General features: G+C 49.2%; 13 protein-coding genes. 5 read left to right on the top strand and 8 right to left on the bottom strand.

The annotated features are described in order from the left end of the window. Positions 1-42: 42 nt before the first annotated feature. The 5 genes from parE to nudF form a co-directional block, all read right to left on the bottom strand. Positions 43-1,935 (bottom strand): DNA topoisomerase IV subunit B, encoded by a 1,893-nt coding sequence (gene parE, locus ACXAH4_RS06295; RefSeq protein WP_119500030.1) that lies wholly within the window; start codon positions 1,933-1,935, stop codon positions 43-45. A 173-nt stretch (positions 1,936-2,108) separates the two neighbouring features. Continuing rightward, positions 2,109-2,687: a YqiA/YcfP family alpha/beta fold hydrolase gene (locus tag ACXAH4_RS06290; protein ID WP_474881146.1), complete on the bottom strand. Its 579-nt coding sequence runs from the start codon at positions 2,685-2,687 to the stop codon at positions 2,109-2,111. Then, positions 2,684-3,418, bottom strand: a complete 735-nt coding sequence (locus ACXAH4_RS06285; protein ID WP_474881144.1) for a metallophosphoesterase family protein — start codon at positions 3,416-3,418, stop codon at positions 2,684-2,686. Before ACXAH4_RS06285 ends, ACXAH4_RS06290 begins: the two co-directional genes overlap by 4 nt. Then, positions 3,418-3,813, bottom strand: coding sequence for a DUF1249 domain-containing protein (locus ACXAH4_RS06280; protein WP_119500027.1), 396 nt, complete (start codon positions 3,811-3,813; stop codon positions 3,418-3,420). The genes ACXAH4_RS06285 and ACXAH4_RS06280 overlap by 1 nt, the downstream gene beginning before the upstream one ends. 38 nt (positions 3,814-3,851) lie before the next feature. Then, positions 3,852-4,478, bottom strand: coding sequence for an ADP-ribose diphosphatase (gene nudF, locus ACXAH4_RS06275; RefSeq protein WP_474845146.1), 627 nt, complete (start codon positions 4,476-4,478; stop codon positions 3,852-3,854). A gap of 246 nt (positions 4,479-4,724) precedes the next feature. Here nudF and tolC point away from each other — a divergent pair, with 246 nt between their 5' ends. Next, positions 4,725-6,104 (top strand): outer membrane channel protein TolC, encoded by a 1,380-nt coding sequence (tolC, locus tag ACXAH4_RS06270; RefSeq protein ID WP_119500025.1) that lies wholly within the window; start codon positions 4,725-4,727, stop codon positions 6,102-6,104. Positions 6,105-6,175: 71 nt separating this feature from the next. On the opposite strand, the gene ACXAH4_RS06265 is transcribed toward tolC, so the two are convergent. Beyond that, positions 6,176-6,343, bottom strand: a complete 168-nt coding sequence (locus tag ACXAH4_RS06265; protein ID WP_474845148.1) for a hypothetical protein — start codon at positions 6,341-6,343, stop codon at positions 6,176-6,178. A gap of 113 nt (positions 6,344-6,456) precedes the next feature. Between ACXAH4_RS06265 and ACXAH4_RS06260 the strand changes: the two genes are divergently transcribed. Beyond that, entirely contained in the window at positions 6,457-7,269 is an 813-nt protein-coding gene (locus ACXAH4_RS06260; protein WP_303573822.1) for an ion transporter, read from the top strand. Between the two features lie 86 nt (positions 7,270-7,355). Here ACXAH4_RS06260 and prsT read toward each other — a convergent pair whose 3' ends face one another. Beyond that, complete coding sequence (gene prsT / locus ACXAH4_RS06255) at positions 7,356-10,136, bottom strand: XrtA/PEP-CTERM system TPR-repeat protein PrsT (RefSeq protein WP_474881143.1); 2,781 nt, start codon at positions 10,134-10,136, stop codon at positions 7,356-7,358. A 187-nt stretch (positions 10,137-10,323) separates the two neighbouring features. On the opposite strand from prsT, the gene ACXAH4_RS06250 reads away from it, so the two are divergent. The 3 genes from ACXAH4_RS06250 (at position 10,324) to ACXAH4_RS06240 (ending at position 14,647) form a co-directional block, all read left to right on the top strand. Next, entirely contained in the window at positions 10,324-12,051 is a 1,728-nt protein-coding gene (locus tag ACXAH4_RS06250) for a DEAD/DEAH box helicase (protein WP_474845152.1), read from the top strand. A 149-nt stretch (positions 12,052-12,200) separates the two neighbouring features. After that, positions 12,201-13,586, top strand: coding sequence for a siroheme synthase CysG (gene cysG, locus ACXAH4_RS06245; protein ID WP_474881142.1), 1,386 nt, complete (start codon positions 12,201-12,203; stop codon positions 13,584-13,586). A gap of 107 nt (positions 13,587-13,693) precedes the next feature. Further along, positions 13,694-14,647: a hypothetical protein gene (locus tag ACXAH4_RS06240; protein ID WP_474881140.1), complete on the top strand. Its 954-nt coding sequence runs from the start codon at positions 13,694-13,696 to the stop codon at positions 14,645-14,647. 40 nt (positions 14,648-14,687) lie between these two features. Here the strand turns inward: ACXAH4_RS06240 and ACXAH4_RS06235 are convergent, their stop codons facing one another. Continuing rightward, positions 14,688-16,085, bottom strand: coding sequence for a PhoH family protein (locus ACXAH4_RS06235; RefSeq protein ID WP_474845158.1), 1,398 nt, complete (start codon positions 16,083-16,085; stop codon positions 14,688-14,690). Between the last annotated feature and the right edge of the window lie 51 nt (positions 16,086-16,136).

Raw genomic sequence — 16,136 nt, 5'->3', positions numbered from 1 at the left:
ACATTTGTGGCTATTTTTAGTTTTAATAAAGGCTGCGGGGTATTACACCACTTCGGCCATATTCCCTTTGCTTTCCAGCCAGGACTTTCTGTCGCCGGAGCGCTTTTTGGCCAGCAACATATCCATCATCTCTAACATTTCTGTGCTGTCATCAATGGTAAGCTGAACTAACCGGCGGGTATTAGGATCCATGGTGGTTTCACGTAACTGGATAGGGTTCATTTCACCCAAACCTTTGAAGCGTTGCACGTTCACTTTGCCCCGCTTCTTCTCTGCTTCAATCCGGTCCAGAATACCCTGTTTCTCGCTTTCATCCAGCGCATAAAACACTTCTTTGCCCACATCGATGCGGAACAGCGGCGGCATGGCAACATACACATGACCGGCATCTACCAGCGCACGGAAGTGACGGACGAACAAGGCACACAACAACGTGGCAATATGCAGTCCGTCGGAGTCAGCATCAGCCAGAATACAAATTTTCCCGTAACGCAAACCGGATAAATCCGAAGAATCCGGGTCAATACCCAGTGCAACAGAAATATCGTGAATTTCCTGTGAACCCAACACCTGGGAGGACTCGACTTCCCAGCTGTTCAGAATTTTTCCCCGCAGCGGCATAATCGCCTGGAACTCACGATCCCGCGCTTGCTTGGCAGAACCACCCGCGGAATCCCCTTCCACCAGAAACAGTTCTGAACGGGTAATATCCTGGCCGGAACAATCTGTGAGCTTGCCGGGTAGTGCCGGGCCCTGTGTGACTTTCTTACGGGCTACTTTCTTGTTCTGGCGCAGACGGCGCTGGGCGTTGTTAATACACATTTCAGCCAGGGCTTCTGCCACATCAGTATGCTGGTTCAGCCACAAACTGAAAGCATCCTTAACCACGCCGGACACAAACGCTGATGCCTGACGGCTGGATAAACGTTCTTTTGTCTGACCGGCAAACTGAGGGTCTTGCATCTTCGTCGACAGAATGTAAGCACAGCGGTCCCAGATATCATCAGGAGATAATTTAACACCGCGGGGCATCAGATTACGGAATTCACAAAATTCCCGCATAGACTCCAGCAGGCCCTGACGAAGACCGTTAACATGGGTACCGCCCTGTGCAGTAGGAATAAGGTTTACGTAACTCTCGGTGACCAGTTCGCCACCTTCAGGCAGCCACATGACAGCCCAGTCCGCAGCTTCTGCATTGCCGGAGAAGTTTCCGATAAAAGGCGTGTCTGCCGGCAGCGTTTCAAACTCCTGCACCGCCTGATACAAATAGTCCCGCAAGCCGTCTTCAAAATACCACTCGGTGGTATCGCCGCTGACTTTATTGTCGAAGCGGATGCGCAGCCCGGGACAAAGCACCGCTTTAGCACGTAAGTTGTGCACTAAGCGGGAAACAGAGAATTTAGCAGAATCGAAATACTGAGGATCAGGCCAGAACCTTACACGGGTGCCGGTATTCCGGCGACCACAGGAATCGATGACCCGTAACTCTTCCGCCTTTTCACCATTGGCAAAATCAATCTGATAGACGTTTGCGTCACGGCGGATAACTACCTCAACGCGGGTGGACAGAGCGTTAACAACAGAAATCCCGACCCCGTGCAAACCACCGGAAAAAGCATAGTTTTTATTGGAAAACTTACCGCCGGCATGAAGCTTGGTCATGATTAATTCCACACCGGACATTTTTTCTTCCGGGTGAATGTCTACCGGCATGCCCCGGCCATCGTCAATGACTTCCAGCGACTGATCTTCATGCAGGATCACTTTGATATTCGTCGCGTGTCCGGCCAGCGCCTCATCCACACTGTTATCGATAACTTCCTGACCGAGGTGATTGGGCCGCATCGTATCGGTATACATGCCCGGACGGCGTTTAACCGGGTCCAGACCATTGAGGACTTCTATCGCTTCGGAATTATATTGATTAGACATAGTGCTGCTTATTCCAGGACGCTGTTTATTATAGGCACGGGCGTGCCACAGTTTTAAACGATGTTAGCAGGCATCAGTTATGTGAGCAATTGCCCGTTTGCGTCCGGCGGGCATCTGACACAGGCTGTTCGGCTTACTTGCGGAAAAGCTGCAACACAGCCCCCTGCCGGATTTTAATCAAGAAAGCGGAAAATAGCCGGCAGGTGTTTTTCAAAACCGGTAAAACTGTGATCGCCGCCCTGCTCAATGATAAGGTCGCTGTCAGCGTACTTTTCTTCAGCCTGACGGTAATCCAGGGTTTCATCACCGGTTTGCAGCAGTACCTTATAGCTTTCCGGTGCCGCTAAGCTGTCGCTGTCCATTGTCTTCAGTATCGCCATATCTTCCTGCACAATCCTAAAAGGCTCACCGGTATACGGGTTAACATGCTCGCCAACGTATTTAAGCAACAATTCGAATGGCTTTACCGCCGGATTGATCAATACCGCTTTGCCGCCGTACTGCTCCACCAGCCAGGAAGACAAATAGCCTCCCATTGAACTGCCTATGGCACGCAGACCCGCTTCTGTCAGTTGTGGATGGGCCTGAATATAGTCTGTCAGTTGCAGCCCCACCTGAGAAGGGTAATTCGACAGTTGCGGGATATGTAATGTGATATCCGGCCGGTGCTTTTCACACCAGGCGAGGGTCTGTTGCGCTTTTACTGATTTAGGTGAGCTTAGAAAGCCGTGCAGGTACAACACGTGAATCATTCAATTCTCCTGACTGAAGAGGTCCATTCGCCATCAGGCGACAACATAATTTCCCGGAATCCCGGGGGTAACGCAGCAGTGCCAAATTCAGGGTTTAGCTGCCATTGCCAACAGGTCGAGGGTACTGACAGCACGGAGATTCCGGCGGCTTCATAACATAATCCGGCATGCACATGACCATGTATTGCCAGAGCGATACTGGTAGCGGACTCAAGCCAGGCCAGCAGATCCTGAGGGTTTTCCAGGGCGTGTTTATCCATCCAGCTGCCGGTAGGCAAAACATGATGATGCAGTGCCAGTAAATGAAAACAATCAGCGGTACTGTTGATATCTGCACTCACCGCCTGCAATTCTGCCGGCAGAATTTGTCCCCGGGCGCCCTGAAAACGCGTATCGAGCCCGTGTACTTTCCAGTTATTGATGCACCAGGCGTTGCCGGCATGAAGAATGTGTTCAGCGAATATAGCTTCAAAGTGAGCGTTACTGTCATGGTTTCCGGCTACGACCCGCCACTCACAGCCGGGCAGATACCGGTCCATCAGTGACAGAAAATGCCGGTAACTTTCTTCGCTGTTATCGCCGCTGACATCGCCAGTAATTATCACATTGTCCGGTGCTTCCCCGGCGGCACATTCAAGCACACGGCTTAACGATTGATAAGGATTAACACCGTATGCTGTCTGATCAGGATCGGCGAACAGGTGACAATCGGAAAGTTGCAGCAGCCGCATTAAACCGGGGCCGATACCACAGGTTTATTTTTCAGACAAAACTGCAGCCATTCTGCCAGAAAGATATTAATCATCAGTTTCTCGTTGCGCTGGCGCATTTTGCTGTTGGGATAATCGTATGACGGGGCAAACGCGCCGGTGTTCTGGCTGGTGATGACTTCAGCCATTCTGGCATCGTGATACAACCTGACAGACATAGACGGTTTCAGATATTCCGGCGTGCCGGTACTGTTTTGAGAAACCGTCAGCGTGGTGGTGTAACGGGCAGCCTCATCAATGGTAATCTGATAAGTAAACTGTTCTGCCACTGAAAACCGGTAGACAAGCGATTCGGTATCACAGTCCGGCAGCAAACGCAGGAAACGGCTGTAGTTCAGTTCACACAGTGCCTGCATGCTGGGAAGATGTGGTACATATTTTCGCGTTGTCTGATTCAAACCTGACTCCAGTTTTTCAACAGTACTTCTTTATGCATGAAGAACCATTGTAGCGCAATTATGGTAGCAGCGTTGTCAATGCGGCCATTTTCCAGCCATTCAAGGGCGTCTTTTTCTGCCACACGGTGAACTCGGATATCTTCTGACTCATGATCAAGGCCATGAATACCGCTGGCGGTAGTGGCATCCGTGGTGGCCATAAAAATATGAATACGCTCCGTGGTGCCGCCCGGACTGGCGAGGTAACTGGTAGCTTTACTCAGTTGCCTGAGCACAATACCGGCTTCTTCTTCAGCTTCACGGCAACACACATCCGCTTCGGTTTCACCTTCATCGATAATGCCGGCGATAACTTCAATTAACCAGGGATTATCACTGGTGGCCATTGCCCCTATCCGGATTTGCTCGATCAGTACGAATTCCTGCGTATCAGGATCGTAAGGCAGAACGGCAACGGCATGACCCCGTTCAAATATTTCACGGCGTACTGTATCGCTCCAGCCACCGGCAAACAGCTTGTGTTTGAAGTCGTAACGCACCATTTTAAAAAAGCCCTGATACAATGGCGTTTTTGCTTCAATCTTTATATCGTTTGAGTTAAACATCCCGATTTTTTTGCTCATTTACATTCACTCTCGCATGTAAAAGCCTTATGATACTGGTCAACTTGAAACCGGCTGTTTAATCACCATTTTGGTTTTCTGGTAAAAAGCCGTACTCAAGCTTACAGAGAAAAGCGGCGATAACATATTCTGTTACAGTTAAACACGCCCTGTTACCAGAACAGACTACCGGTTTACGGAGTGATTTCATACACTTCATAGCTTATGAGTCCAGTGGACCGTCAATAATTACAGGAAGGCACATTAATGAAACGAACACTCTTATCGTTGATGGTTGGATTAGGTATTACCGCAGGTGTTCCGGCAACGGCATTTGCAGACGACCTTTTGCAAGTATATCAGCAGTCACTGGCAAATGATCCGGTTGTAAATCAGGCCAAAGCGCAACGGGACGCTGCCTACTCAGGTATTACCATCAGCCGTGCCTCTTTGCTGCCACAAATTTCAGGAACCGTAGGTTATACCACGTCTTCTGCTGAACGTGCCCAGTTTTTAGGCGAAGGTATCACCATGATTGACTCCGACAGTGATACCACCAGCTATGGCCTGAACCTTTCCATGTCATTGTACGATCACGCTAACTGGGTAGGTCTGGACCGCGCTGAAAAAGTAGCAGAACAAAGTGACGCCACTCTGGCCTCTGCCATGCAGCAACTGATTGTACGGGTAACCACTGCGTATTTTGATGTGTTACGTGCGAAAGACAGCCTGGAATTTGTTAAAGCTCAGAAAAGTGCCATTGAGCGTCAGCTTGAACAAACCAAGCAACGTTTTGAAGTGGGCTTAACGGCGATCACTGACGTGCATGAAGCGCAAGCTAACTACGACAATACCATTGCTCAGGAGATTCAGGCAGAAAATGCCGTTGAGCTGGCACTTGAAGCACTTCGTGTAATTTCCGGTAAGTACCACGACAGACTGTACGAACTGAATACAGAGAACTTCTCTGCAACCATGCCACAACCGGCCACCCCGGATGAATGGCTGGAAACCGCCGAAGAGAAGAACTTATCGTTACTGGTTAACCGCCTGGCGATGGACATTGCGAAAGAAGACATTTCTTCTGCCCGTGCCGGTCACCTGCCAACACTGGATTTAACTGCGTCTGCGGGTAAGGACAAAACTCACAGTACAACGACTGTAGGTAACGAAGTTATCGACAACACCACGCCTTACCTCGACAGCTACAGCGTTGGTGTGCAACTGAACGTACCTATCTTCCAGGGCCTGAGCGTATCGGGACAAACTGAGCAGGCGAAGTTTAACTACATTTCTGCCAGTCAGGATCTGGAACTGACTTATCGTCAGACTGTTCAGTCAGTACGCAGCTCGTTTAACGATGTGAAAGCATCGATGTCGACAATCCGCGCACTGGAACAGGCTGTGGTTTCTGCCCGCAGTGCACTTGAAGCCACTGAAGCCGGTTTCGATGTGGGTACCCGTACCATTGTTGACGTACTGGACAGCACGCAAAACCTGTTTGATGCCCGCCGTAACCTGGCTGGTGCCCGCTACGATTTCATTCAGGCGGTAGTTAACCTGAAACAGGCAGCCGGTACGCTGACAGCACAGGATATTGAAATGATTAACAAAGGTTTACGTCCGGCGGATACCGAAAACAGTTAATTGTGAAGAGAAAAGCAAAAGCCGTTTGCCTTAGCGGGCAAACGGCTTTTTCGTATGTGCATGAAATAAGATTACTGGCCCGGGTCTGCTGAATGGGATTGCAACGCAGAAAGCATGGATAGCAAGTCATGCAGGTCCTCTTTCAGCGAGGAAGCATGCTCTGAAGTGGGAATAAAATTCTCCAGTTTTTCACTGGTATCCAGCAATTTTCCTTGCAAGCCTGATAATGAGTCATCCATTATACATGCCTTCGATGATGTTAACGTTAATGACATTGTAGAAAAACCAACTGCATTTTTGAAACACTCTTGATTCTTAATATTTATACTTAAGTAGTAATTTTGCCAACATCATGAAAGCCACTGAACTCCAGAATCGCTTTGAACGGATCCGTTCTAATAAAACATTTGAGATTTTTGTCATCTCAGTCATCATCATCTCCGCCTTACTGGTAGGCGCCAAAACCTATGATATGCCAAGAGGTTTTGCCTCGGTAACATTAATACTCGACTGGTTTATCAGTGCCTTTTTCCTGACGGAAATCACCATTCGCTTTCTGGGCGAGAAAAATAAAAAACAGTTCTTCAAAAGCTTCTGGAACTGGTTTGATACGTTGATTGTGATTGTCAGCCTTATCCCGGCTGAAAGCACCGATCTTGCTCTCGTAGGGCGGCTGGTCAGGGTGTTCAGGGTTTTAAGGATGATTTCCATTATACCGGAATTGCGGATTTTGCTGGTGTCACTGGTAAAAGCCTTGCCTCAGCTTGGCTATGTCATGCTGCTGATGTTTATCATCTTTTACATCTATGCCGCCGTTGGCAGCACCTTATTTGAGCAAATTAACAGTGAGCTGTGGGGCGATATCACTATTTCCATGCTGACACTGTTCAGGGTAATGACCTTTGAAGACTGGACGGATGTCATGTACGAAACCATGGCAGTGTACCCGCTCAGCTGGCTGTACTATCTCACTTTTATCTTCTTTACGGCGTTTGCCTTCCTCAATATGGTAATTGGTATTGTGGTAGGTGTCATGGAGCAGGAAAACGCTGCCGCCCGCCGTGAAGCCGCCGCTGAAAATAATGAGCCCACACTGAATGATGTGATGGCCGAACTGAAATCACTCCGTGAGACAGTAAACAAGTTACAAAAATCACCGGACTGATCAGTTTAATCCATCACGGTGAAGCATAAAAAAATCCCCGCTGACGGCTCAGCGGGGATTTTTGTTTACCTTTGAATGCCGGGTAATCACAGACTGTAGCGAACGCGGATACGTTCCGCCCGCTTCTGCCCGTCGGTTGTCGTGAATTCCTGATTGCGCATTTTGCGACGTGCGACTTCTTTTTTGCCCATATCAAGCAGCAGCTGAACGTAGTTCAGATATACAATATCGGCAACAGGCTGATCATTGACCACCGACTCATACAGAGACAGTGATTCCTCATACTTGTCCTGCTGAACGAGGATCTGCGCCAGTGTATCAACTGAATCCGCATTTTTAGGCTGCAGGCCAACGGCTTTACGGGCCAGCTCCATGGCCTTATTCAGTTCACCATCTTCGTAGTACAGGTAAGCCAGGTTATTCAGTACCACAAAGTTCTCCGGCATTTGCTCTAAAATACCGGCGTACACAGATTTCGCCCCTTCTTTATCGGAGCCGATCAACCGCTCGGCCTTTAACATGGCAATGCGGATATCAGCCGGATGTGCCTCAAGATGACTGTCTATAAACGGGTTCACCTTTGGTGCCTGACCAGACGTTTCGTATGCTGCAACCACCAGTAACGCATTCTGGCTGTTCGGATTGGCGTCATATGCCGTCATGGCATCTTTCACAGCATCGGCGCTCTTACCTTCCAAAATAGCAACACGGGCGTAAATACTGCGCACAAAGGGCAACGCTTTAACGTTTTCAGGCATATCATCCAGAATCGCCTTTGCAGGCTTGGGTTGGCGGGTCATAGCCAGAAAATGGGCTTTAAGTAATTTGACCTGACTGTCAGGTTGTTTCGCCAGAAATGCATTAGTGAGATTCAGCCCCTGCTGATATTGTTGCTGTGCATCTAACAGTAACAACATTCCCAGCACAGCAGTTTTGTCCTGAGGATAGAGTTTCAGCCACGCATCGTAATGTGCCGCAGCGCCTTTCACGTCGTTCTGACGGATAAGCGTCTGACCTTTGAGGTTCCAGTATAACTTAGGCGTCTTGACCGTAGCCTGTACCGGCGCCAGCAAACTCATCACTCTGTCATCTTCGTTATTGGCAAAGGCGATACGGCCCGCTAATAAACGTAAATTCAGATCATCCGGCGTTTTCTGAAGCTGATCATAAACACCTTGTGCAACGGCGGCAGCATCGGCTTCATTAGTCTGTACAGCGACGGTGTATAACACATCTCTTGCCTGTACATTACCCGGTTCTTTTTTGAGAATATTATTTAACACCGCCACTGCTGCCGGCACGTCGCTTTCAGACAGAAGCAATCTGGCCTGTACCAGATCGATTTCAGTGGTACCGGGATTAAGCGCTTTGGCTTTTTCAATTTCAGCCAGGGCTCCCTCTTTGTCACCCTGCTTAAATGCAATTTCCGCCAGGAATAAGTGTGGCGTGTGGTTGTCCGGTTCTTTTTCAGCCCATTCCAGCGATGCGGCTTTCGCTTTATCGAGTTTGTTTGTGGTCATATAAGCCGTGATCAACGTACGTTGCGTCACTACAGACTCCGGCGCCATTTTGGCGGCAGCTTCCAGATTCACTAACCCGTCGATATCATTAACCGATAACTGCAGCACACCAAGTCTGGCAAGGTCTTCTGCGGTTTCACTCATGGTGCCGGATTTTTCAATCATGGCTTTGGCGTCTACCACGTTGCCCTGACGCAACAACTGATAACCGGCTTTTGAAAACAGTGATGCACCGGCTTCACCGTCAACTTCCACCCGATTCAGGATCTGTGATGCGTCTTCTCCCTGCCCCATCTGCAACAAGCTGTCGGCCAGCATGCGTAACGCAGGATGATCGGCAGGTAAAGCAGGCGCCACCTCAGACAGGTACTCATTGGCTGCGGCAAAATCCTGCATCTGATAAGCCACATAGCCGCCCAGTAATCTGATCGCCGGATTGTTATTGCCATTACGCATGGCAGTTTCAAGGAAACTCATGGCTTTTTCATAATTGCCGGCATTGGCTTCGATGATACCTTTATACTGGTTTAGTAACGGATGCTGAGGATTGTTGTTCAGCAGTTCCGTGACCATCGGGTCGGCATCTTCAGTTTTTCCTGCTTCGATTAGCAGCGTGATGTAAGCAAATTTACTGGTTACATCAGTGGGGTTACCTTCTACGTAGTCTCCGAAGGCATCCATGGCAAGCGCTTTATCACCTGTCGCCAGCGCCAGTTTGCCTAACTGTTGCAACACATCTTTGTTTTGCGGTGCCTGCTCACGCAGGGCTTTTAATGATGAGAGCGCACCTTCTGCATTCTCATTGATAATATCGCGGTAAGTTAACGCCAGCCCCTTATACACCGAACTGGTATCGAGGGTTTCTAACTGAGCAATCAGCGCCAGCGCATCTTCATTTTTGCCCAGTTGCGCCATGGCCTGCATTTTGTAGAAGCCAACTTCTGCAGATTCGACAGCCGTCATGCCTTCCATTTGAAAATCAACACCGGCCAGCGCATTTTCAGCACCGGTTTTCTGGTAGGCCACAGAGAGATAAGGAATCACTTCCGAGGCAGACTGCCCCAGATCCAGTGCACGGTTAAGCTCTTTTTCAGCGCCGTCAAAGTCACCGGTTTGCAGATAATATTTACCCAGTTCGAAACGGGGTTCAGGTGCTTTAGGATTACTTTTTATCGCGTTTTTAAACTCGATAATGGCTGCATCACTGTTATTCGCATTGGCGAACTGCTTCGCAGCTTCAAGGTGTTCTTCTGTGGATTTTTTGCCGCAGCCGGTGAGACCCGCAGATAAGCATGCAGCAATCGCCAGAGGCACTATTATCCGTTTTCCTGTTTTGTTATAATTCATCCTTTGTACCTTTACTTTCTTGTTTGGTATTCCACTCCTATCTGGAATATAATACCTCTTTAGTAAAACAGCCCGCGCCACCTCAAGATACATGATTCACAGAAGATACATGATTCAGGGGTACTCCGGGTAATCGTGCCGGCGTGTGCCGTGCCCACCTCTTTCATATAATCATTCAGGATCATTAATGACCAATACTGTCGAGCTGACATTTAAAGACCTTAACTTACCAGAAAGCATACTACAGGCTCTGGAGAAAGTTGGCTATGAAAAGCCATCCCCCATCCAGGCTGAAAGTATCCCGCTACTGCTTGAAGGCCATGACCTGTTAGGTCAGGCGCAAACAGGTACAGGTAAGACTGCGGCCTTTGCCCTTCCAATGCTCGCAAATATCGACCCGGAAGCAAAATTACCGCAATTGCTGGTACTTGCTCCAACCCGCGAACTCGCTATTCAGGTGGCGGAAGCTTTTCAGGTTTATGCCAGCTTTTCGCAGAAAATTAAGGTACTGCCTGTATACGGTGGTCAGTCTTACGATAACCAAATTCGTCAGCTTAAACGTGGCGTACAGGTTGTTGTTGGTACCCCGGGCCGTATCATCGATCATATTAACCGCAAAACATTAAACTTAAGTGAACTGAAGTTTCTGGTGCTCGACGAAGCTGACGAAATGCTGCGCATGGGCTTCATCGATGACGTTGAAACCATCTTAAGTCATGCTCCGGAAGAAAAGCAGACTGCGCTGTTCTCGGCAACCATGCCAGGACCAATCAAAAAGATTACCCAGCGTTACCTGAAAAATCCGAAGCACGTTAAAATTGAATCGAAAGTTTCAACGGCCAGCACTATCCGTCAGCGTTACTGCCAGGTTGCACCACACCATAAGCTGGAAGCGTTAACCCGTATTATGGAAGTGGAACCGTTTGACGGCATGATCATTTTCGTACGTACGAAAACGGCGACTGTTGAATTATCTGACAAACTGTCTGCCCGTGGCTACGATGTTGAGCCACTGAACGGTGATATCCCGCAGAATGCCCGTGAACGCACAGTAGAAAAACTCAAGCAGGGTGCTATCGACATTCTGGTTGCAACAGACGTTGTTGCCCGTGGTCTTGACGTTGAACGTGTAAGCCACGTTGTTAACTTTGATATTCCTTACGATACAGAGTCATACGTACACCGTATCGGTCGTACAGGCCGTGCAGGTCGTAGTGGTGAAGCAATTCTGTTCATTTCTCACCGTGAAAAGCGTTTACTTTTCGCCATTGAGAAAACCACGCGTCAGCCCATTGAGCGTATGCCGATTCCTTCAATTAATGAATTGAACGAAACGCGCCTGAGCAAGTTCAAGCACGCGGTGAGCGAAGCAACCAGTGATGACAGCCTGGAATCTCTGATGCCTATCGTGGAATCTTTACAACAGGAAACAGAAGCTTCGCCTGAGCGTTTGATTGCCGCACTGATCAAACTGGCACAAGGTGACGAACCACTGTTACTGAAAGAATCTGACCGTCCTGATTTGCACAGCAAACCACAACGGGAAGATCGTGGTGACCGCGGCCCCCGTGATCGTGGCGACCGTGGCCCCCGCGGAGACAGAGGCGACCGTCGTGGTAAGCGCGCTTCAAGCAAGCCTGAAGCCGGCATGCAGCGTTACCGTATTGATGTTGGTCATACTCACGGTGCCAAGCCCGGTAACATTGTTGGTGCAATTGCTAACGAAGGGAATATCAACAGCAAGAACATTGGTGCTATCGAAATTTATGATAAATTCAGCACCGTTGATTTGCCTCAGGGCATGCCCCGTGAAACCAAAGAGCTGCTGCAGAACACCCGCGTAGCCGGACAAAAGTTGTCTATCCGCGAGTGGTCCGATACGCCGCCAAAGCGCCGGGCTCCCCGCAAAAACTAAATGCTCGAAGGCAAGCGTTATAGCTTGCCTTTTTTATATGCCATTTGGAAATAAGAAGGCACAAAACAACTCTTTTCTTTCCGCGGAATCCCGTCAAAATAGTCCTATCACCACTGCGTTATTATCAGCGTTACAGGATCCACAGGCACATGCGTTACTTCCCGTTATTTATCGACACTCAACAATCTCATTGCCTGATCGTAGGTGCCGGAGAAGTGGCAGCCCGAAAACTGGAGTTAATCCTGAAATCCGAAGCCAGCGTGACTGTTGTCGCGCCATGGATGTGCGACACCGTAAAATCCTACGCGGATAATCCCCGGGTCACACTCATTGAACGTGAATTTGCGGATACTGATCTGACCGATCAGCAAATGGTATTTGTGGCCACCAGCGAAACCGGCATTAATCAGCATGTACATGATATTGCCCGTGAAAAAGGCATTTTGGTTAATGTGGTAGATAACACACCACTTTGCCAGTTCATCACGCCCTCGATTATTGACCGTTCCCCCATTGTTATTGCAATGAGCAGCGGTGGTGTCGCTCCGGTATTACTGCGTTATTTACGTCAGAAGCTGGAGTCAGTGATACCGGCAAATATCTCCCGTCTGGGCGCTTTTTCCGAGAAATTCCGTGAGAAAGTGAAGTCCTCACTGAAGGGCGTAACGGCCAGACGGTATTTCTGGGAAGACGTACTGGATGGCGACATAGCCGAGCTGGTAGAAAAAGGCCAGGACGACAAAGCCAACGCCAAATTTCTGGAAGCACTGTCAGCAGCGCAAAGCGAACAAAAAATTGAAGGTCAGGTCTATCTGGTAGGTGCAGGCCCCGGTGATCCTGATCTGCTGACATTCCGCGCCCTGCGCCTGATGCAGAAAGCGGATGTCGTGGTTTACGACCGGCTGGTGTCTCCTGCCATTCTTGAACTGGTGCGCCGGGACGCCGAAAAGATCTATGTGGGCAAGGCGAAAAGTAACCATACACTGCCTCAGGACCAAATCAATTCACTGATGGTCGAAGAAGCGAAAAAAGGTAACCGTGTTGTCCGTCTGAAAGGGGGCGACCCGTTCATATTTGGTCGTGGCGGCGAAGAAATCGAAGAACTGATAGCCGCCGGTATCGATTTTCAGGTCGTGCCCGGCATTACCGCAGCCAGCGGTGCCAGTACTTACGCCGGTATTCCGTTAACACACCGCGACCATGCCCAGTCTGTTACCTTTGCTACCGGCCATCTGAAAAACGGCACCATCGATTTGAACTGGCCGGCACTTGCACATCAAAATCAGACTATCGTGTTTTACATGGGTCTCACCGGCCTGCCTGTTATTTGCAGCAAGCTGATTGAACACGGTTTGTCTGCTTCCACGCCCATTGCGCTGGTTCAGGAAGCAACCAGAGAGTCTCAGAAAGTCATTACCGGTACTCTCGATACTATCACCGCTCATCCGCAACTGGATGAAATGAAGCCCCCTACACTCATTATTGTGGGCAGCGTAGTCACACTGCATAAGAAGCTGGACTGGTTTACTGCTTAACCCTTTGTTAAATTCAGGTTTTGTTCCATACTCTGTGTAATTGCCGGGCAGATTGTTCCGGCGGATTTTGACGCATTGCGCCCCGGCGCAAATGGATACGATCTGATATGAATATCTCTCTGCTCCGGTGGTGGTTGTTTTGTTTTATGTTTGCCGCTACCGGCGCCATAGCAGAACAAACGGCTTTTAAAAAAAATACTGCCGGCGGCCAGACAACGTACCAGTACAAGTGGCTTGATGCTCAGGACAGAACCCAGTCTGTCAGTTTTGCGCTGGATAACAAAAAGCTGGCAGCGGGACCAAGGGAACAGAAAAATTACCGTCCTGAGCTTGCCATGCGATATGTAACGGTAGAGTTGCTGAATGTGGCCCGTCAGTTCAACCCTAAAGATGCCAATATTCAAATCAGGCAACAGGGCGACAAAGTATCAATAAAGGTGAAATCCCGTAATAAGGAAAAACTGACAGCCATTCAGGGCCAGCTGGCGCAAGCGAAGGAAAAAGCATTCAACGATTACCTGCACCAGCACTACTACACACGCTACCGCACATCATTTAATCAGGAAGCCATCAAGCCGGATCATATAAGGTACATTAATGAGATGACCGGTACACTAATCCCGCTCTCCCAGGCATTTTACGAGAAAGTGGATGCGCAGGCGGATGCCAGAGAATATTTCAATATTCTGCTCAGTTGGGTGCAAAGCATTCCCTACGACGCACTGGATAACCGGGCACAAAGTAACGGTTCAGGTTTTGCGCCACCCGCCCAGTTGCTGGCTGAAAACCGTGGTGACTGTGACAGCAAATCCGTACTGACCGCTTCTATTGCCAGAGCTTTTCTGCCAGACACCGCCATGGTACTGGTGTTATTACCTGACCACGCCCTGCTGGGCATAGCACTTACACCACGCAAAGGTGAGAGAACCATAAAAGCCGACGGCAAAACCTACGTGTTGATAGAACCCACCGGCCCGGCGTTATACGAAGTGGGTGAAATTGCGCCAACCTCTGAATTTGCCGTAGCACAGAAAAAATATACGCTGGAAGAAATTCAGTAAAAAAGGCCGCGCTGAGGCGGCCTGAAAGGAATCATTCAGCTCAGAGTTCCTGCTCGGCAAACTCTGCCAGACGTGAGCGTACCACCCCGTCCAGATTAATCGTGGCGCTGCCGGAGAAATTCTTGAACCTTTCTACCAGATAGGTCAGCCCCGATGTTACCGCTGACAGATAATTGCTGTCTATCTGTGCCAGGTTACCCGAACAAATCAGCTTAGTGCCCTCCCCGCACCGGGTAATAATGGTTTTCAGTTGGGCAGCCGTCAGGTTTTGCGATTCATCCAGGATGACTATGGAGTTCTGGATGCTTCGCCCCCGCATAAAATTTACGGACTTAAACTGGATGTTCGCTTTCTCCATGATGTAGTTCATCGAGCTTTTCGCGTTTTCATCATGCTTATGCAAGACTTCCAGCGAATCGGTGATGGCTGCCAGCCAGGGGGCCATCTTCTCTTCCTCAGTGCCCGGCAGGAAACCGATGGACTCAGCAATTTCCGGCGTAGAACGGGTAACGATAATTTTATCGTACATGTTCTTCTCTACCACCATTTCAAGGGCGGCAGCCAGCGCCAGCAATGTTTTACCGCTTCCGGCAGGCCCGGTAAGAATAACCAGGTCAATATGCGGGTCCAACAGCGAGTGCAGTGCCATTGCCTGGCCAATATTTTTAGGAGATATGCCCCATGCATGACGGCTCATTAACCGCTCGTATCCTAAATCGAGCACTTCCAGCGCGTCAGAAGTCATATCCTCAACAATACCGGCGAACTGCTGCGTATCGTCCAGCAGGTATTCGTTGATATAGGGATCTTCCATGACATTACGGGGTATCGTGTGGATGGTGTCTCTGCCTTCCGAGCGGCTTTCCACCGATTTCACCTTTTCCCAGAAATTGCCTTCAAATTTATGGAAACCCTTCGACAAGTATTTAATGTCTGTGATGAGCTGGTCGGTACGGTAGTCCTCTACGTGAGCAAGCCCTGCGCCTTTTGCTTTCAGGCGCATGTTCAGATCTTTCGTCACCAGCACAACTTGCTGGGGTGCATAGGTTTTCTGCAGATGCAGCGCCACATTAATAATACGGTTGTCATTTTCGTTGCTGGTAAATATTTGCTGGGATTCAGCCATATTCAAATCAGCGAAAATAGACAGTGCACCAGTGGGTTTATTTTCTCCTGCACCCAGCCCTTCGAGGGATACGCCTGCCAGCATGTCTTCCGGGGTGGCGTCATGGAGTAAGTCTTCCATTGAGCGGATAGACACTCTGGCATCACGGGCAACGTCTTTTTTACTGTCTTTGATGTAATCGAGTTCTTCAAGAACGGTCATCGGAACGACAACGTCATTTTCTTTGAATGAGAGAAATGCAAGGGGTTCGTGTAGCAGAATATTCGTATCTAAAACGTAGATCTTTGTTTCTGTGGATTTTTTTCTTGGCATCCTTCGCTCCGTCAAGAGTAAAACCTCGCCCGCCTGATTACTGACGTGCAA

The sequence above is a fragment of the Alteromonas sp. ABV2_168 genome (genome assembly GCF_056161165.1).
Note: the sequence above shows the minus strand (reverse complement) of the source record. Positions and strands in the feature narration are given on the sequence as shown.